Here is a 21,527-nt window from a genome sequence, read left to right as displayed (position 1 = left end):
GGTTTTTCCACCGATTTACAGAACGATCAGGCTGAAAGTCCGGTAAGTATCCATGACAAAATAGGCTACGAAGCGGCCTGACTGAGCGTTTCGACGCCTGCCCTCCGGCAGTTTTCGGCAGCCCATCGCGTTAATCCCAAGGCCAGTACTAGCTGTCGTTCGGTAGGTTCATCGACCAGTTGCTGTACGGTTGGAATAAATGAATAATCTGGCTTTCCGTTCAGATACCCTTTCAGGTAAGCAAGCATAGCCCGCTCAACCCGATATAGTTTTTTGTCGGCCTTTAGCTTCCGCTCTACAGAACGAAGCTCATACCGCAGATAGTCCAGATTGCCCAGATCCGTATGAACCATCAGGTTCAGCAACCGGGCCTGATTGTACCATAACTGGCTCTGCACGGTAGTTCGCCCGGCTGTCAGCTTATCGTTCAACACCGCATTAACCTGCTTAAGCGCCATTGTCGGCTTCCCGGCATCACGGTACGTTCTGGCAATGCTTAACCGAACCAGCGACTGCACATTTGCGGGCAAACCGGGCAGTTCGCGCTCAAGAACGGGAGTGACCGATTGAATCAGAACCAGCGCATTCTCCGTTTGTCCGGTATCATTGAGACGAGCCAGCCGATGGAGTAACGTCAGGTATCGCGCCTGTAACGAAACACCCTCCGGCAAAATAGTCAGAGCCGACAGTTGATCCAGAAAATAGTCCATATCGGTATATCGTTGCAGACCACGCAGATCGGTTAAGATACCATCCAGCAGATGGATGTAATAAATCGGCGTGTCGGTCCAAAGGTCCTGGTGGCGTTGAAATAAATTATGTAGATCATAAAACGCCTTCAGGCTCCCCTCCGAATCATTGGTCATCAGAAAATAGACGGATTGAAAATGCAGGTGGAGTCGCTGTGCGTCGAACGAGTTTTTTTGCTGGCTTCGGCTCACGATCTGGTGTTCTTCCAGTAAGAGGTCATTCAACCGGGTTTGTTCACCAAGGTTACGAACCAGACCGTTTTTCCAGTACCGACACAGCAGAATTTCGTAGAGTGCCGAATGCTGGTGGCTGGTCTGTTCACGCTGCATGATCGTTTGCCACTGCTGTTGTTTACGGAGCAACAGCGTCTCGTCGACCGCCGAGAATTGAATCCTGACGAGCTGTTGTAATTCCAGCCGGGCAGCCATCAGGTAGTAGAGATGTTTTTCGTTGCGCATGGCCAGCCGCTTCGTTTTTTCGATCTGGTCGAAACCTAGCTCCGAAAGCCCTTTAGCGAATAATATCCGGGCATCCTGCATCAGCGATGCGAGTTTGTTCTCCGTTGTTTTCTCGCATTCATAGAGCCGCAGCGCTTTCATCAATACCCGGTAAAGGTGTTTCCGAACGGGTTCGATCGATGAACCAGGAAATTTCTTTTCCAATACTTCATACAAAGCTCCTCCTCCCTCCAGCTGATTCTCCAGAAGATCAAATAAAAGCAGATAGGCCTTATCGCCATCCTGCAGGCTACATACGAGCTTGAAATATCGTTTTTCCGATTTCGTCAGCGTCTGAACGAGTGTATGAAGTTGATCAATTGAAAACATAGGTTTAGGGTAGGCTTATCCGTTATACAAAGTATTTCGACCAGAAAAATGGCCACCAGCCTAAACGTCGCTAGAAAGAACCCTGTTTTTGTTAAACCGGATCAGGAATAGCCTTGTCTGAAAAGGGTTCAGGCTTGGACTTGCAATATACCTTTTACCGGATAAATTTGTACCTGTCCCTTAACTCTTCTTTCGAATGCCAAGTCAGATTCTGGTGGTTGGTAGTTCCAATACCGACATGGTCGTCAAGGCCGAAAAATTACCCGCACCGGGTGAAACCGTCATTGGTGGCACGTTTTTGATGAATCCGGGCGGAAAAGGGGCCAACCAGGCCGTTGCAGCCGCCCGTCTTGTCGATTCCTCGGCTGGAAAATCCGTAACGTTTGTGGCTAAAGTCGGCAATGATATTTTTGGGCGGCAGGCGCTCAGCGGTTTCGAGCGTGAAGGTATTAATACATCCTACGTATTAACGGATGCTGATTACCCATCGGGCGTTGCACTCATCAATGTTGACGCTTCCGGCGAAAATTGCATTACTGTCGCACCCGGCTCCAATGCAAACCTGCAACCGGGCGAAACTGAAGCGGCATTACAGGCTACGGAGTCCGATGCATTGGTACTGCTCCAGTTAGAAATTCCGTTGCCGACTGTCGAGTACGTTATTCGGGAAGCTGCCCGGCGCGGTTGCCGGGTCATTCTGAATCCGGCTCCTGCTCAGCCACTTCCGGCTGATCTGTTTCCGCATCTTTTTCTGATTACGCCCAACGAAACCGAAGCCGAATTACTGACCGGTATTCGTGTAACAGACCCCGCCACCGCCGAACAGGCTGCCCGAAAATTACGTGACATGGGCGTCAAAAACGTTGTGATTACGCTCGGTTCTAAAGGAGCCTATCTGTATACCGCTGAACAAAAAGGTCAGGTAATTGAAGCGCCCCCCGTAAAAGCCGTCGATACTACGGCCGCCGGTGATTGTTTTAATGGGGCTCTTTCGGTTGCGCTCTCGGAAAGCAAGCCATTACCCGATGCTGTAGCTTTTGCCTGTAAAGCAGCTTCTGTTTCGGTTACCCGAATGGGCGCTCAGGCGTCGGTGCCCTATCGAAATGAGCTGGAGTCTTCGGTCTTCAGTTCTCAGTAGGCAGTTTTTGGCGGTGCGATCCGGCTTATTTCCTACTGCCTACTCTAACCATCTATTCCTTTTTGTTAACCATGAAAAAAATACTTTTATCAGGCATTGCTATGGCTTTATTGTTGGCGGCTATTCCACCGACTAAGCCACCCAAAACAGCGCCCAAATCGGTAACGATGGCAAAAAGTGCCATTCAGGACAAGATTAAAGGCGGCTGGGCGGGTCAACTGATTGGCTGCACCTTTGGCGGTCCAACCGAGTTTCAGTTTAATGGCACGATGCTCAATGACTATCAGCCTATTCCGTGGTATGACGGTTATATGAAGCATACGATGCTTAACAATCCAGGTCTCTATGACGACATTTATATGGACCTGACGTTCGTCGATGTGTTCGAAAAGAAGGGGCTCGATGCATCCGTCGATGAGCATGCCAAAGCCTATGCTACGGCGAGCTATATGCTCTGGCACGCCAACCAGGCTGGTCGATATAACATCCTGAACGGCATGAAAGCGCCCGAGTCGGGCCATTGGCTTAACAACCCTCATGCCGATGACATCGACTTCCAGATCGAGGCCGACTTTTCGGGGTTGATGGCCCCCGGAATGCCAAACACGGCCGTTCAGATCGGTGACCCCATTGGTCATATCATGAATTACGGGGATGGCTGGTATGGTGGCGCTTACGTAGGTGCCATGTATTCACTCGCATTTGTCTCCAGTGATGTCAATTACATTGTCAGGGAAGCCCTAAAGACAATTCCGCCCCAGAGTACCTTTTATCAGTGCATCGCCGATGTTATCAAGTGGCATGATCAGTATCCCGCAGACTGGAAACGAAACTGGTTCGAGATTCAGAAGAAATGGTCGGATGAGATCGGTTGTCCGGAAGGCGTATTTCGCGCATTCAACATCGATGCGAAGATCAATTCGGCCTATATCGTGCTTGGTCTGCTTTATGGCGGAGGTGATTTTACCAAAACGATGGAGATCAGCACCCGCGCCGGCCAGGATTCGGATTGCAACCCGGCTTCGGCGGGCGGTATTCTGGGCACAATGCTTGGTTACGATAAAATACCAGCTTACTGGAAACAGGGCTTAAAAGAAGCCGAAGATATTGATTTCAAATACACGACCATGTCGCTCAACGATGTGTATGCCATGGGGATGAAACACGCCCTTCAGGTGGTTGAACGAAACGGCGGCAAAATTACTGGCGATCAGGTAACCATTGCCGTTCAGACACCCAAAGCGGTCAGGCTCGAACAAGCTTTTACGGGTCATTATCCGGTGCAGGTCACCCACGTTCGTAAAAACCTGGAGAATGACTATACGGCGGAATTCGAGGGTATTGGGTTTGTAGTAAAGGGAGAAGCCAAACCTAAAAACCGATCCAGCTGGGGTTATGAAAGCGCTTTCGCCTTTAATGCCGAACTCTATGTCGACGATAAGAAAATCGAAACAGCGAAACTTCCCGTCGATTTTACGCATCGTCGCCATGAACTGTTCTGGAAATATCAGCTACCCAAAGGCAAGCATACGGTACGAGTTAAGCTCCTGAACCCAGACCCGGAACACGTTGTTTATATTTCGGACTTGCTGGTCTATAACGATCAGCCCGTAAAGTCCAAACTATAGTTGAGTAAGTCGCTTATTGGGAAACTGGGTATTACCCTTATTTACTGAATCATCAAATTACTCGACTAACAGGATACTGCTTAAGCAATGTGTAAGTAAATTTACCGGGCAACCGGTCTAATGGCGCAGCTCCGGTAGCTGCGCCATTTTTTGTCCTCTACCTGAAAAAATGAAACAACTTTTCCTCTTTCTGCTTCTTACACCGACCCTCTGGGCACAATCAATACCACCTCCTACCCTCTATCCCAATCCGGAAGCAGCTTTACAATTGTACAGAAGCACGCTACTGAGGCTTCGACAGGAATACACGAATCATCGCGACCTTCCAGATCTGAAATTCTTTCTGTTTGGCATGGGCGACCGAACCAAATACATTTATCGAAACGGACGACTCATTAACGCATTGACGGGTAATATTGAAGAACAATGGGTAGTTAAAAATGAGATCATTGTACCGTCAGAATACTTAGTGCACCTGACGCTGGATGAAGGTGTTACGATACAGATTCGGGAAGATGAAACCGGCGTCTGGATACTACAAACGCCCCCGGCCAAAGCCAGAAATGTAGCTAAAATGCCTAAGCCAAGACGCGTAGGGGCAACCAGAAGCGTCCTGAATTTACCCCGTTTTGCCGATCATACATTTGGGCTGGTTCTTCGGGTACTTCACCACGAAATCCTCATCAATGTCGTAACCGGTACCGATGGAATCGGACGCCCCGTTCCGAATCTCTTAGTTTATCAAAAACCCTGGTATCGCGATGCTGCATTAATGGCCATGGTCATGCGTGAAACGGGGAACCTTCGGCTCATTCGTGACTGGATCATGACTATCCGCGACCCATTCGACCGCAACAACGCTGGCATTGCCGAAGCGGACAATCCTGGCCAGGTTCTGTTTCTGGTATCGCTTGTTGCCGATCAAAACCATCCGGTAGTTCAATCGGCCCTGGATTCGCTCAAGCAATTTAAGCGGGAGAATTATATCATCGGCAAAACCGATGGGGCTGAACATCCTGTTTTTCAGACCAAATGGCTCAAATACGGGTTAAAATCACTCGGGCTCCCCGATACGTATGTCATACCCAATCAGTATGACAGTTATTCTTCACTGTTCTGGTGGGATTATACGGCCGAACACGTTGCGGGCAAGAAGTTCGGCGAGGAATCCAGCATGAATTATCCGTATCTGACCTGGGCCGAAGATCATTTTTACAGCCGGACAGAAAAACCGGAGAAGCGCGGTATGCTGGGCACAATTGATTATCCACTCAGCTGGGAGCAGAAAGCCAGCCAGGCCCACTACCCCGGCTTGACCGTACTGGACAAAGGGTTTGTTAAACAAAAATTAGCCTTCCCACACAGCTGGCACGCAGCCGAGATGTTTTTGCAATTATTCGATAAGTAGCGACCACAATCCTGACATGGATTCTTTCTTGTGGAAAGAATAGATTTTCTTTTAATTCACATATCAACAATTATTCCATTTTAGAATATTAATAAGTACACAAATCACAATCGTCAAGTCAAATATATTTTAGTATTATTATTAACTAAAAGGCGGCCATGTTTTTATGGCCGCCTTTTAGTTAAGTGTCTATATATGAAATACTTATGTATTTTTCACTTGAATACCAACAGGATTATATATAAAATTTTATTATATTAATATATATAAAAAATTACTTTGGTATAATAATTGGCTACTTAAGGATTTATTAAAGCTGTTTTATCTATTGCCCGATCCCATTGGACGGGCCTACCAGATAACTAACGGCTTACGATACTCTGTCCCTATTCAGTCAGGCAATCCTGCATAAGCAGCTTTTCTTACCGCCGTATGAAACAATTTTTACTTCTGTTTACACTTTTAGGATGCAGCGTTTCATTATTTTCTACAATACACTTTATAGATGAAGCGAAGCGCCGTCCTCCGCTCACGGCTAAATTACCTGTTCGTCCTCCAACCTTGCGCACTAACGTTAAGCGTGTTTTTCGAAAACCAATGGAGAATAAGGGGGCGCTGAAATCAATAGAAGGACCAGCTAAGCTTATTACGAATACACCTCATAGCCTGTCTATAATTGGGCATTTACCAATGTCAGGGTCTCTTCCTATTCAGAAACTAGCCGGGCCTGACCCAATCCGCTTTTCGATGCGGGCCAATAAAACGAGTGTGAGCATCGGAGAAGAGCTTGAGATAACAATCATTGCCGAATTACTGCCGATTCTGCCTGGTCAACTGTTCTTTTTTGAGTCGCAGCGATCATTCAGCTTAAAGGTTCTTATGCCCGAAGGTTTTGAGCAGACGGGTGGTAATTACTATGATTACATTGGCAAGGAGCTTACTATAAATACTACCCCTTCAGTTAGTTATACCCTCAAGGGCCGATTTACCAAGCCATTTGAGGATGCCTCTTTCACCTTGCTAAGAGGCCCAAGGGAAGGAACCTCAAACAGCTTTTTTGAGAAAAAGCAGGGATTAAACATACGAGCTTTTAGTAATTCCATTACCCGCCCTACTAAAAATAGCCCATATACATTATCAGACATAAATCGCCAACTGTTTGAAAAGCCACTCAAAATCAAAATTGGTCATCCAAGTAAGGGAATTATCGCTCTAAAAATCCATGTTCAGAATGCATTACCAACGTATCAGTACAGCATTGATAGTCTTTCTTTTAGCCCCGATTCAGTTACTGAAACCAACAGCCAGAGTGGATTTGTCTTCATTCGGGATGAACGATCGACAGCTTACTACCGCAAAATAGCGTACAGGGCAAGTAATCCAATTACAACTGCAATTACAGCAGACGCCAATGCACCCCATTGCGAAATAGCCAATTTCATTACAGTTACCGCAAGTTCTAATGAGGTTTGCCCGACTGTAGGATCTACCGTTACGCTTTCTGTGACGGGCTGTAGTGGCGACATAACCTGGTATAAAAATAGCTATATCTATAATGAAGATGATGTATCAAAAATTTCAGTATCGTCAAGCGGAATATATTATGCTCAGTGCTTGTCCCAAGATTGTCCCAACACACATGATTCGAGTAACGGAGTAGAAATAAAAGAAGACTGTCCCGTTGTTAACGCCTGCAACTTTACTCCGACCGCATCGGCTCCCGCCACAGCAAATTGCAGTACCCCAATTACTCTTACCAGTAGCTGCTCCGGCAGCGACTGTACGGGTATCACTCCCAGTTGGTCGGGCAATGGCATCAGTGCCGATGGGACTGGAAACACCCCCTCCACGCAGGGTACTTACTCCTACACCCTGACGATGGCTAAAGCAGGCTGTGAGAACCAACGTACTACCACAGCAGTCGAGGTTAACTGTGAGGATTGTACCCCTCTCTGGGAAAACTACCGCCAGGATTGTGACGAATTAAATAACTACCGCTGGTATGAACAGGACAATAAACCATGCTCGCCAACCTTTGGGGATGAGCGACCAGGAAGCATATTGAGTGGACCGACAACCCCGGTAAGTGTGGTTGCCGACAAAACAGATTTGTGTGGAACGGAGACCGCCACCCTACAGGCAGCTAATTGCAACGGTTATTTTTATTGGGTTGAGGATGGGTCTACCACCAATCCCAGACAGGTCAGTGCAGGCATTTACACGGCTGGCTGCATCGGCTCCTGCAATACCACCACACAATCTATTACCATAACCAATGGATCTAACTGTACCCCCACAAATGATCCCTGCGACTTCGCCCCTACTGCTTCAGCATCCCCGCAGTCTGTCAGTTGTGGCCAATCAATCACCCTGTCGGGCGGCTGTCAGGGGACTGGTTGTGCAGATGTCAGCTACCAATGGACAACCACAGACTGGAGAGACCCCAACGGCCAAAGCACCATCCAGGTCACAGCCCCCCAACTCAACCAGACCGTTTATTACGAACTCACTCTCTCGAAGCCCGATTGCCCCAACCAATCCAATCACACCGCACCCGCACCAGTGAATGTTACCTGTGGTGATTGTACCCCTCTTTGGGAAACGACCAACACTTACCAGTGCATCGATAATCAGCTTCAGCAGAAACAAACCGCCACCAACTGTGGTCAGTACCAGGAGCAATGGCTATCCATCAGCTCCACGGCCAACCCCATCACCATCACTCCCTCCAGCTACTCGCTCTGTAATGGCAGCGTCACGCTAACCCTGACGGGCTGCACGGGCGCCATCGCCTGGGCCGATAGCCCCTACAATACCCCCAACTTCAACGGGTATGACAGTCGACAAGTCAATCAAGCTGGCGCCTATACCGCTTTCTGTTACGGCTCCTCTGGTCTGAGTTGTGATTACACCCAGACCTCGGTCACCATCGATAGCTGTACCCCCACAAACGACCCCTGTGCCTTCTCAGCATCAGTATCCCCGGCCCGATCTTCCGTCCTGTGCTCCAATACAACTACTTTTCAGGGAATCTGTACCGGAGAATGTGCGGGGGTCTACTACAACTGGAATGGACCCAATCTTAATGGAGAAACCAATGCTGACCTCACCCTGACACCCAACACGGCCGGGACGTTCGTCTATACCTTCTCGATTAGTAAACTCGGCTGCACCCATGTAGCCACCACGACCGCTCAACTCGATGTCAGTTGTACGCCACCCGCCAACCCCTGCGACTTCGCGCCAACCGCATCAGCAACACCCCAAACCGTTACTTGTGGTCAGACCATCACCCTCACAGGAGGCTGTCAGGGTACCGGTTGTGACGGAGTTGTCTACCGGTGGTCGACCACCGGATGGACCGATCTTACTGGCCAGGCCAGTCTCACCTTAACTGCCCCCAATGTCAACCAACCCCTCTACTATGAGCTTGGACTGACTAAAGACGGTTGCCCCAATGAGGCCGAAGATGTTACTTCAGTCGCCATTACCATTAGCAGTACTCCTCCTGCCAACCTCTGCGATTTTACCCCAGTCGCATCAAATCCAGCCACGGCCCTCTGTAACTCCTCCATCACCCTAACCGGAAGTTGTTCAGGTGCTGGTTGTGACGGAGTCACCTATAGCTGGTCGGGAAATGGTATCTCGGGATCAAATGTTAACAACACGATCACCACACCTGGTGCATCAGGCACTTACAGCTACACCCTGACTATATCTAAAGCTGGCTGCGAGAACCAACGTACTACCACAGCAGTCGAGGTTAACTGTGAGGATTGTACCCCTCTCTGGGAAAACTACCGCCAGGATTGTGACGAATTAAATAACTACCGCTGGTATGAACAGGACAATAAACCATGCTCGCCAACCTTTGGGGATGAGCGGCCAGGAAGCATATTGAGTGGACCGACAACCCCGGTAAGTGTGGTTGCCGACAAAACAGATTTGTGTGGAACGGAGACCGCCACCCTACAGGCAACTAATTGCAACGGTTATTTTTATTGGGTTGAGGATGGGTCTACCACCAATCCCAGACAGGTCAGTGCAGGCATTTACACGGCTGGCTGCATCGGCTCCTGCAATACCACCACACAATCTATTACCATAACCAATGGATCTAACTGTACCCCAACTTCTGACCCCTGTGCCTTCTCAGCATCAGTAAACCCGGCCAACTCCTCCATTCTCTGTAACAGTACCATCACGTTGCAGGGAGTCTGCACCGGGGAGTGCGGGGGGGTGTCCTACCAGTGGGAGAGCCCCAACCTCAATGGAGAAACCAATGCCGACCTCACCCTGACGCCCAACACGGCCGGGACGTTCGTCTATACCTTCTCGATTCGTAAACTCGGCTGCACCCATGTAGCCACCACGACCGCTCAACTAAATGTCTCCTGTGGCTGTAATCCCACCTGGGAGATAACTGCTGACTACCGCTGTGAAGAGGGACAACTCCAACGAAAATGGACGAATACTAACCTCGATTGCCCCACCTATACTGATGAGTGGCGGAACAGCGACCCTACGGCCAACCCCATCTCCATCACTCCCTCCAGCTACTCGCTCTGTAATGGCAGCGTCACGCTAACCCTGACGGGCTGCACAGGCGCCATCGCCTGGGCCGATAGCCCTTACAATACCCCCAACTTCAACGGGTATGACAGTCGACAAGTCAATCAAGCTGGCGCCTATACCGCTTTCTGTTACGGCTCCTCTGGTCTGAGTTGTGATTACACCCAGACCTCGGTCACCATCGATAGCTGTACCCCCACAAATGACCCCTGTGACTTCTCCATCACCAACATGACTAACCAAAGTCTCGGCTGTGGCACTGCCTTCAGCCTGGGGGGATGTCAGGGAACGGGCTGTGAGGACATAACTATATTCTGGACTGGACCCGGAGCCGACGGACTGACCACCGTGCCCATAACGCTAACAGCCCCCTCTTCAGCAGGCTCCCAGACCTACTCCCTGACGCTCGCCAAAGACGGCTGCCCAAACACCCCGCAAGCCTCAGCCCTAATCACTACCCACTGCACCCAACCCGCCAGATGTAACTTCACCGCCACCATCTCAGCCAGCACGACAGCCACAAGGTGCGGAAATCAGATTATGCTCACCGGAGGCTGTCTGGGGCCTGATTGTCCAGGAACCACCTACGCCTGGACTACTACTGGGTGGACCGATCAGACTGATCCACCCATCCTCTATGTGACGGCACCCGAGGTCAACCAGCTCTACAACTATTCCTTCACCTTATCCAAAGACGGCTGTTCAAGCCCAGCCTACATCGCCACCATGGAGATCAACATCACCTGTGGGGATGATTGTAGCCCCCTCTGGGAAACGACCAACACTTACCAGTGCACCGATAATCAGCTTCAGCAGAAACAAACTGCCACCAACTGTGGTCAGTATCAGGAGCAGTGGCTATCCATCAGTTCCACAGCCAGCCCCATCACCATCACCCCTTCCAGCTACTCGCTCTGTAATGGCAGCGTCACGCTAACCCTGACGGGCTGCACGGGCGCCATCGCCTGGGCCGATAGCCCTTACAATACCCCCAACTTCAACGGGTATGACAGCCGGCAAGTCGATCAAGCAGGGACTTATACCGCTTTCTGTTACGGCTCCTCCGGTCTGAGTTGTGATTATACCCAGACCTCGGTCACCCTTGATAGCTGTACCCCCACAAACGACCCCTGTGCCTTCTCAGCATCAGCCTCGGCATCACCACAGTCTGTTAGCTGTGGCCAATCAGTAAACTTGTCTGGGAGTTGTCAGGGAATTGGCTGCGGAAACGTCATTTACACATGGTCGGGGCACGGAGTAACCGAACAAACTGGGTCCAGTTTAACACTAACTGCTCCAGCTACGACCGGGACGTATGAATACACGCTTACATTAGGCAAATCTGGCTGTTTTAACACGGTACAGGCAACAACTCAAATCACGGTAAGTTGTCAGGAACCAATTGTCTTGACAGGTACTGTCGATGAAGCAACCTGTACACGAATCCGGGGCTGGCTGGTGGATGTGAATAATGACGAACAGTCGCAAAAAGTCAGAATTTATATTGATGGCGTTCTTCAGGCAACAGTTTGGGCTGATGGCCCCCGCCCAGATGTTAGGGCATATATAAATCAGGTACACGGCGCAACGGGTACATACGACAAGTTTGAATTTAACTGGCCTGTTCCGACAGTTTTCGCACAGGGACGGCATGAGGTTCGTGTAACCGATACAACAGGTAACTGGGAGTTCTCCTCTCATCCGTTGTTCTTCGGAGCAGATGCACCTACTTTAACGCCTACTTCCACTACTATTTGTGCTGGACAATCCACCACCCTAACAGCTGGCTGTACCACTGGCGATGTTGTCTGGTCGAACGGTGGCACAGGTAATGTACTTATTACTGGCAATTTAACGGCAACGACTAGCTACATAGCCAATTGTAATGCAGAGGGGTGCTTATCACCATCGGCGACGGCCACTGTTGTAGTTATTCAAAGACCTGTTTTTGGATTCTCGGCCGCTGGGTCAAACCTCATTCCTGTAGCCGCATCCACGACTAATGGGCCAACTAATCTGACAGCTATTATCTGTTCAGGAGACTATCTGACATTAAGTGACCTCAGTTGGCCTTCGTCACACGTCCGGCTCATAGAACGTTTAACGTCGAATGGCGTGGCGGATTTACCCACAACCAGGCCAATGAATGATCTTAATGCTGCCACGGCGGCATCGATCTTCAATCAACGTCACGGCCCCTATACAGTAGCCACTACAGGAATAGAGGGAACAATCATACAGTCTTTCACTCCCTATGTTGATGCCAATGGGAATAACCAGTATGATTCGGGTATCGATTGTACCGGCGACTCCATAACGCTATTCTATCAGATCATACCCACACCGGCTAAACCAGTAGTGGTCACAGCATCCTGTGGTGCCGTATCAACGGCCCGCAGTGTTACGCTGACAGCCAGTGGCTGCTCAGATATGGTAAAATGGGAGTTGCCATCTGGTACATTGACAGGGCCAACCGTAGTCGTACATGTAAGTCAGACAACAACCTTTGGGGTTCGTTGCACCAATGCAGCAAATTGCCAAAGCGATACGGCCGCAGTGACCGTTCATTTTCTAAATCTACAGGCCCCAACTGTTGCTACCTCAGCACTAGCAATTTGCAGTGGTGAATCCGTCACCCTTTCGGCTAGCGGCTGCGAAAGCGGAACTACGATCAACTGGTCGAATGGTATGACCGGATCATCAATCACCTTCAATCCAGCAACTACAGCCACCTATTATGCAATCTGTCAACTAGACTGTGCTGAAAGTAGTAACTCCAATCAGGTTCAGATCATGGTTCGTCCTGGCCCAACGGTGAGCGGCATACGGAGTTATACGACCGGCCAGACAATATCCTTAACCGCAACAGCGGCTGATGCTACAAGCTACATCTGGTATGGCCCGGCCGGCTTCACGTCGACTGGTGCTCAATTGAGCATTCTTGGTGCCAATACCAACATGAGCGGTTCTTATACGGTCGTAGCCAGTTATGCTGAAGGGGGTTGCTCGCCGTCAACAGAGGTAATTATAACGGTAAATGGCCCTGTTATTCAGACTCTGACTATTACTCCCAGCATTGTGTGCCCTGGATCTGTTCTGAGCATACCGTTCTCTACAACCGGTGATTTTGGTTCAGGAAATAAATTCACTGCCCAGTTATCTGATAGTAGTGGCAGCTTTAGTTCACCTCTATCCATCGGCGAAACCACACCAGGCAGCGACACTAGTAGCCCTATTAGCGCAACGCTCCCAGCCAGTGTACCACCAGGCAATGGCTATCGGATTCGGGTTATCAGTAGTAATCCACTAACTGAAGGCGAAGTTAGTCCAACTGTGTTAACTATAAATGCACTCCCAACGGCGCCTACGCTAACGACTTCAGGTACACAGGTTTGCTCTGGAACAAGCGTTACCTTGACGGCCACTTGTTCGGCGGGTACTGTCCGCTGGTCTACCAATGATACAGGACCGGTATTGATCACCCCGGCGCTTACCAGCAATCAAAGCTATAGTGCAACGTGCGAACAATCTTCTTACTGCGTCAGCTTACCGGCGTCAGTTAGTCTAACGACTATTGGTTCACTAACCATTGGAGAACCACTGGTCATTTGCACGTCAAGCAGTACGGCAGCTACCGGAAGCATCGTAGTCAGCACTACGCTTAGCCAACCGAATCAGCTCGTTGTTCAGTATCAGCTCGAAAGTCAACAGGCTCCTGGCTCGTATTCGGTCGTTAGCCCGTGGAGTAGTAGCACTGCAACACTGACTAATCTACCGGTTGGTCAGTACCGTTTATCAGTGCGGGGAGTCAATCAGGACGTTCCAGAGCCAACGACTAGTTGTGGGCTTGTTACAAAATCGATCCGTATCGACGCCTTGTCTGCCAGGGCCAGTTCGTATAGCACTACTTCGGGCAGCCCTGTCTCATTGTGGGTAGAAGGAACTCCTTTCAACAGCGGCAATGCCATCTGGACCAATGAAGGGACTACCTTCAGCCCTTCCAGTCAACCACAGGGGCTTACCAATACATTTACCTGGGAAGCCTGGGTTAAACCCGACAACAACCTCTCGGGCGATAACACCAACGAAAACTACGTACTCTATCCCTGGTTTGATGGAGCAAATTACTCATCAGTTTATGCCGGGTTGGGCGTGGCAGCTGGTAAAGATGGGATTCGGCTGGTTGGGCACACCGCCAACTACCTTCAGCAGATTCTCGATTACCGTATACCCATCACGGACTGGACCCACATTGCCGTTGTGTTTCAGAATAATGTAGCAATTCTGTTGATCAATGGACAGGTTAAAGCCAGTAATGTGACTCCTCCTCAGGGTAAAATCATGTACCCTTCCAACTACATCACCGGTTTGCCCTGGTCCAGAGATTTTGGTCGCTACAAAGGTGCGGTCGATGAAGTTCGGTTGTGGAATACGGCTCGTTCAACGACCGAGATTACCCGCGACTACAAACAGGTCCTGAGCGGGCAGGAAACAGGATTACTTGCCTACTGGCGTTTTGAATCCGTTAATGGGGCTGGTGTCACCCCGGCCACAGGCAACTCTGGCTTATCGGCGACAGTAGGAGGCAATCCAGATACGCATGCGTTGGTTACGGGCATCAGCACAGATCCTACCGCTCAGACGAGTGTCGTTACCTGGACAGCCATGCCCGGTAGTCAGATCTATACGGGCAATAGCATCTCTGTTTCGCCGACCCAAAGTACAACGTATACCGTTACCCGGTCAGACATGGCCTGCTCTATTCCCATAGCGATAAGCGTCGTTCAGGCACCGTGTACTCTGACAGCCGTGGCCAGTTCATATAGTATTGTGGCCGGTAGCCCCGTTTCATTGTGGATCGAAGGTACACCCTTCAATAGCAGTAATGCTCTCTATACGAATCAAGGGCTTACTTTTACGCCGTCCAGCCAACCGCAAAGCCTGACAGGAACGTTTACCTGGGAGGCCTGGGTCAAACCCGAGGTTAATCTCTCGGGCGATAATACCAACGAACGCTATGTGCTGTATCCCCGCTACGACGGGGCCAGGTATAACTCGAACTATGCCGGGTTGGGCGTGGCAGCCGGTAAAGATGGGATTCGGCTAGTGGGGCACACCGCCAATTATCTTCAACAGATTCTCGACTACCGTATACCCATCACGGACTGGACCCATGTGGCTGTTGTCTTCCAGAATAATGTGGCAACACTGCTCATCGATGGCGTAGCTAAGGTGAGCAACGTGAGTCCCCCTCAGAACAAGATTATTTACCCCTATAACTACATCACAGGGGTCCCCGATGGCGAATATGGTCGCTACTGGGGGGCTGTCGATGAAGTACGACTCTGGAACACGGCTCGCTCAACGACCGACATTGCCCGCGATTACAAACGACTGCTGACGGGTCAGGAAGCAGGATTACTCTCCTACTGGCAATTCGAGTCGATTGCCGATAACAAAACCCAGACAACCGGCACAGCTGCGCTTTCGGCGGCATTGGGTGGATCGTCCGATAGTTATAAGCTGGTAACAGGCGTCAATACCGCGACTGCTATCCAAACGGATGTGGTGAGCTGGACAGCATTGCCGGGTGGGCAAACCTTCACTGGAAACACCATTGCTGTTACACCCGCTAAAAGCACGACCTATGTAGTAAGTCGGAGCAGTAATCCGACCTGTACAACCAGTGTGGGAATCTCGGTAGGTATTCTCCCCTGTTCGTTCTCACTGGTGGCCAGTGCTACACCAACGTCGCTTTCGTGCGGAAGCCCGGTTAGCTTGTCGGTGGCACCAACTGGGCCAGTAAGCGCTACAGCGGGTACGATTACATATGCATGGAGTGGTCCGGGCCCTGACAGTCTGATGTCCTTCACACAAAGTGGTCAGAGTTTCACAACAGTTCCGGCATCTGCCACAACAAGCGCCGGTGTTTCGACCACTTATACCTCAACAACGGGCATATCGACGGTAGCAACATCGGGATCGAGTGTAGCCACTTATTCCGTCACGGCTACGCAGGGCTTCTGCACGACCAGTGGTTCGGTAAGTGTGGTACTGACGGGTGCCCCTAGCCTGACAGTCAGCTCTCCACAAGCTATTTACCGGGAGGGTGAAAGTCTGACACTGACAGCGGCTATGTCATCGACGGTGGCTGGGCCAATTGTTTACGACTGGACGGGCCCGAACAGCTATACGGGTACGGGCTCAAAGGTAACAGTTCCCAAAGCTACCACAGCTATGGCTGGCTCCTATACAGTAGTGGCTACCATACCCAGTGGTTGTACAATCAGTGCCAGTCTATCATTGTCAGTAGTACCTAGTTCCTTTACCTGTACGTGCCAGGATTGCGACTTGCCAGCAGTAAAAGATACCGAAAACCCGCCCGTTGCTGCCAGTAACCGGGGTAGTTCCGGGCAGAATTTTGTGCAGGAGAGTGTTTATCTGGATGCGGGCGGCAGCAGTGTTTCACAAACCATTTCCTACTTCGATGGCCTGGGCCGACCGATTCAGAAGGTTAATGTGGCAACAGGGGGTAAAACCACTGGAACACCCGTGGCCGACATTGTTGTGCCGATAGCCTATGATGCCTTTGGTCGCGAACCGATAAAATACATGCCTTATGCCGACCCGACTAACAATGGAGCTTTCCGCCCTTCGGCTGTAGGTAGCGTCAGTGGCTATTATACTGGTTTACCCGATAAGGCTGGTAATGCCTTCTCCACCAGTACGTTTGAAGCTTCCCCGCTGAATCGTGTGCTTACCAAAACTGCACCGGGTGGTAATACGGCGATGCAGATGGCTTACCGAACCAATTCGGCGGGCGAACTACCGTTGCTAACCTATGATTTTAGCTCGAAAACCATCAGCGTATCGAACTATGCGGCCGGTCAGTTGTACGTGACCGAAAGTACCGATGAAAACGGCGACAAAATCATTGAGTATAAAGATAAGGAAGGGCGCGTAGTGGGCAAAGTGGCATCAGGTCGCACGACACTCTATGCTTTTGACGACTTTGGCTGGCTGCGTTGCGTTGTACCGCCTAAATCTAGTGCAGCCCTTAATGGTAGTTTCGATCCGTTTGCGGGCGACCTGCTGTTTGGTTACGACTACGACACAAGGGGCCGCATGACCCAAAAGAAAGTGCCGGGAGCTGGGGTTATGATTATGACTTACGATGCCCGAGATCGTCTAATTACCTCTACCGATGCAAACGGCACAACAATTACGACTGACTACGACGATTTGGACCGGGTTATCGCCACGAAAAAGGGGGGAGTTATCCAGACCCAGACGTATTACGATACCTATGGGGGCGAAGCAAAAGGCTTCGATTCAGCTCATGCCTATAGTATAGCCAACAAAACTGACCATTTGAAAGGTATGGCAACTAGTACGAAAACACTGATTCTCGGCGAATCCACGTCGGGAACAGGTACCTACCTAATCAGTAGCACGTACTACGATAACCTGGGGCGGGTGATTCAGACCGTTTCAGAGAACCACAAAGAAGGTCTCGACCGGTCGTCCTCTAAGCTCGACTACATTGGCCGCAGCATTGAGAATAAACTCTCCACCCTCAACGACCTGCTGATTGAGAACCGAACGGCGTATGATGCCGGGAGTCGTATCAAAACTATCTGCCAGCGCGTAACCGATGGCGTTACAGCTACGGATGGCAGTGTAGGCCAATATTGGGAACCCATAGCTCGTCATCGCTACAATGGCATTGGTGAGCTGACCCGCAAAACGCTGGGCTGTAGTATTCAGAATATCGACTACACCTACCAGATGCGGGGCTGGCTCACCAAAATCAACGATCCCGCTGACCTCAACATCGGATTCCTGCCAGCCGACAAGCATTATTTTGGCATGAAGCTGACTTATGACCCTGTCGGCAACATCAATCAGTGGGACTACCGCACAGCCCAACGCAAAGGCGATGACACCATCCCCTACGAAATTGAGTCGAAACAGCCCTATTCCTATGGGTTTACCTACGACAATCTCAACCGAATCCAATCGGGTAAATTAACCCAACAAGGCCAGGCTGTATTTGCCCTCGATGGGCTCACCTACGATGAAAACGGCAACATCACCAGCCTCAAACGAACCTTCCAGGGGGCGTTGGTCGATAATCTGTCCTACACCTACAAAAATGGCGGGAACTCCAATCAGTTAGGTGGCGTGACCGATGCCGGTAGCAACCCCGGTACACCGAACGCCTTCTTCAAAGATGGAACGGCCAACTACACCTATGATGCTAATGGCAACTTAATTACCGACTCGGGCAAAGGCATTACTGGTATCGACTACAACTACCTCAACCTGCCCAGCACCATCCATAAAACGGGTGGCGATATAACCTACACCTACTCGGCTAGTGGCCAGAAACTCAACGCCGACTTTGGCAGTGGTAAGGTCTATAACTACGTAGCGGGGCTGGTGTATGACAAGGACGGTCTGGAGTTTATTCCTACGGCGGAAGGGCGCCTTTTACCGCCAGGTCGGGCCAGCACCACCCTAACGGCGGGCATTGCCGATACGGCTAAAAATGCATTTTACCGCTATGAGTATCACCTCAAGGATCATTTAGGGAACTTGCGCATCGCCTGTCGGTGTGGGGAGAAGAAAGTGGAGACCGATCCGTCTGACACTCAAACGCCCTTGGTGGTGCAAGAAAACCAGTATGATCCGTTTGGGCTGGATTTGACGGGTTTGAATAGCCAACCGGGGTTAACGATGAGTCGGTTTAAGTTTAATGGCAAGGAGGAGCAGCAAGGGTTAGGCTGGATAGATTACGGTGCCCGGATGTATGATCCCGCCATTGGACGCTGGAATGGAGTAGATCCATTGGCGGAAAAGTATTTGTCTTCAAGTACTTATTTATTTTCGGCTGCGAATCCTATCATTTATAAAGATATTGATGGTAGGGAAATAATAATAAGTATTACTACGGGAGAAGATAAGAGGAAAGTTGAATATCTAAGGTACAAGAACGGCAGCTTGTATGGAAAAAGTGGAAAACTATATACTGGTAAGGATGCATTCGCTTTGGCTGTTCAAAAAACATTATCAAAGATTGAGAACTCGAAAGACAAATTTGTCCGAAAAGTATTTGACGTATTAGAGAATAGTAAAAATATTCACATGATACAAAATAAATACAAGAACGATTCCGGATCCGAAATGCCATTTATGTCTGAAAATAGTAAACCAATAGGGTCTTTTATTGGATTTACAGGTATACAAAAGAATTTGGAAAATGGAAAATTAAAAGCAACCCTTGAAACAGCGTTAGGACATGAGTTACGCCACTCATATGATTATGACCAAGGCAAAATGGCAGGCGAGTTTGGTAAACGTTCATCAGCAAGTGATCCGGCTGAAATTAGAGCTGTTAATTTTGAAAATAGAATAAGAAAATATGATGCTGGAATTCCTTTAAGAATAACTTACGACGGTATTCCTATTGAAAAGAGTAAACTTGAAGATCCAACCAATGACCCTAAAGATTTATAGTCATGAATATATTTTCCACGTACCTACTAGCTATCTTATTTAGCTCATTTGTAAAACCTTTGAGCGACAAAGAATATTGTGATTTTTTATCTAAAAATTACTCTAATAATGACTATTGGGTAGTTTTATCCGTAGAAAAAGATGGAAAAATAGAGAATCTTTTTACTAGCAATTATGCACTGTACTTATTTACTTATAAAAAATCGCCTTTAAAATTATCTTATTCTCAATTTCTATATCGGTATATTGTCCATGAAAAAAAACTGGCATTTAAGTTTTGTAATTGTAAAAACTTCAATAAGTTAAATATAAATAAGAAATTGTACCAGCTTTATATTCTGAAAGGTATTCAATTTATAATAAAAAACTATACTAAACGTGTAGATGGTTTAGCTAAACTCAATAACATTATGCCACAATACAAAGACACAATTTTATTGATAATGGCAGAGAACAATTATCTTATTACACAAGATGACTATTCTGGCGAATATATATTTTTCGATTCAATACCGAAATAGAAGAGAACTCTCCATTGGGCGTAGTATTCACAACACTGGGCGTTATTTGGTCTTATATGGTGTTCTAATTCTTAGCAAGCAGTAATTTATCAATAGAGAAGCGACCCATCAAACTCTAGATCCAGCTGCTCCTACTTACTGACAATAAACGGGATGGATTGCTGAGCCGCGATCCTTCATTGCAGTATTTAATCGGGATGTCATTCAGGAAAGTCTAACGGGCTAATCCGTATTCGCCGGCAAAGTGGTAGGTTATTCTTTTATCAATATTTATATACAAATAATCATTTTTGGTATAAATATTGCTATACTATTATTGACAAACTCAAGCATTACTCAACTGACTCACAACCTAAGAAGCTAGTTTATTTAGGAATAGAGCTGCCCATAAATCGTTCGCTGGGCTAACTACCATATGGTTTTATTTTAACTCCGTGTGGTGTTACAGGCAGCAGGTTTAATTACAAAGAGAGTAAGCTTCTAGCCATCCAACCTAAGACCCTGTTGCAATAGCATTTGCTTTTTTAAGTACTAAGAATTGATTTCAAAATCAATAAACCCACCAAACAATGATTGACCTTAAACGTAAACCAATTCTTACCTTATTGTTGTTCGCCGTTTGGTTGTGTATGTTATCCTGCCGGGGAACGGGGTCCGGCGGTCTACAACCACTCTCAACTGATGCTTGCTATATGGGGAGATGGGGAAATGATTATGCTACCTGCCCAATCAGTAGCACCCTCACACAAGGCACAGGAGCGATCGCTGATCGAAACGCACAGGAAATGAAGCTGGTTTTTCAAACGGATAGCACCGGCTATTTCAATCTTTATGATTGCCAGAATAAGAAATATTACGACGGTCTAATCCGCTTCAAGTATCGTGTTGCTAATAATGAGATCTCCTTCGATTGGCTGGGAGATCTGCCGACTATCAACGTTTTTGATTATCGCAGAACATACCAAATGCAGTGCCGTGGTGATAGCCTAATCTTTCCTGAGCTCATATTTTGGAACTTCTATCTGTATCATAATACACGTTACTTTTTACGTCGTTAGCGACTTTCTGTTTTTGCTAAAAAGCTGACCCCGCAAACCTGTCGATTGGTTTGTCTAACTTATTAGTGCCTAACTCACTAATGAATTGCTCAATATTGACCGTATC

At 48.7% G+C, this 21,527-nt stretch carries 7 protein-coding genes; 6 read left to right on the top strand and 1 reads right to left on the bottom strand.

Going from position 1 to position 21,527, the window contains the following annotated elements:
- Window positions 1–65: 65 nt before the first annotated feature.
- Window positions 66–1,577, bottom strand: a complete 1,512-nt coding sequence (locus GJR95_RS22830; RefSeq protein WP_162388060.1) for a hypothetical protein — start codon at window positions 1,575–1,577, stop codon at window positions 66–68.
- A 196-nt stretch (window positions 1,578–1,773) separates the two neighbouring features.
- Between GJR95_RS22830 and rbsK the strand changes: the two genes are divergently transcribed.
- The 6 genes from rbsK to GJR95_RS22800 all read left to right on the top strand — a co-directional run bounded on the left by rbsK (window position 1,774) and on the right by GJR95_RS22800 (window position 21,421).
- Window positions 1,774–2,715 carry a ribokinase gene (gene rbsK / locus GJR95_RS22825; RefSeq protein WP_162388059.1) on the top strand — a complete coding sequence of 314 codons (942 nt, stop codon included), beginning with the start codon at window positions 1,774–1,776 and terminating at the stop codon, window positions 2,713–2,715.
- Window positions 2,716–2,786: 71 nt separating this feature from the next.
- A complete protein-coding gene (locus GJR95_RS22820) occupies window positions 2,787–4,343 on the top strand; it encodes an ADP-ribosylglycohydrolase family protein (RefSeq protein ID WP_162388058.1) in 1,557 nt (518 codons plus the stop codon).
- Window positions 4,344–4,512: 169 nt separating this feature from the next.
- The gene (locus GJR95_RS22815; protein WP_162388057.1) at window positions 4,513–5,751 is read left to right on the top strand and encodes a hypothetical protein; all 1,239 of its coding nucleotides are present in this window, start codon (window positions 4,513–4,515) and stop codon (window positions 5,749–5,751) included.
- Between the two features lie 597 nt (window positions 5,752–6,348).
- Window positions 6,349–19,842: a DUF6443 domain-containing protein gene (locus GJR95_RS22810; protein WP_162388056.1), complete on the top strand. Its 13,494-nt coding sequence runs from the start codon at window positions 6,349–6,351 to the stop codon at window positions 19,840–19,842.
- 2 nt (window positions 19,843–19,844) lie between these two features.
- Complete coding sequence (locus tag GJR95_RS22805; RefSeq protein WP_162388055.1) at window positions 19,845–20,363, top strand: hypothetical protein; 519 nt, start codon at window positions 19,845–19,847, stop codon at window positions 20,361–20,363.
- Between the two features lie 569 nt (window positions 20,364–20,932).
- Window positions 20,933–21,421, top strand: a complete 489-nt coding sequence (locus GJR95_RS22800; protein WP_162388054.1) for a hypothetical protein — start codon at window positions 20,933–20,935, stop codon at window positions 21,419–21,421.
- Window positions 21,422–21,527: the final 106 nt, after the last annotated feature.

The sequence above is a fragment of the Spirosoma endbachense genome (assembly GCF_010233585.1).
GTDB classification, from domain to species: Bacteria; Bacteroidota; Bacteroidia; order Cytophagales; family Spirosomataceae; genus Spirosoma; species Spirosoma endbachense.
The sequence above is the reverse complement of the archived record's forward strand: the minus strand, read 5'-3'. Positions and strand labels throughout refer to the sequence as shown.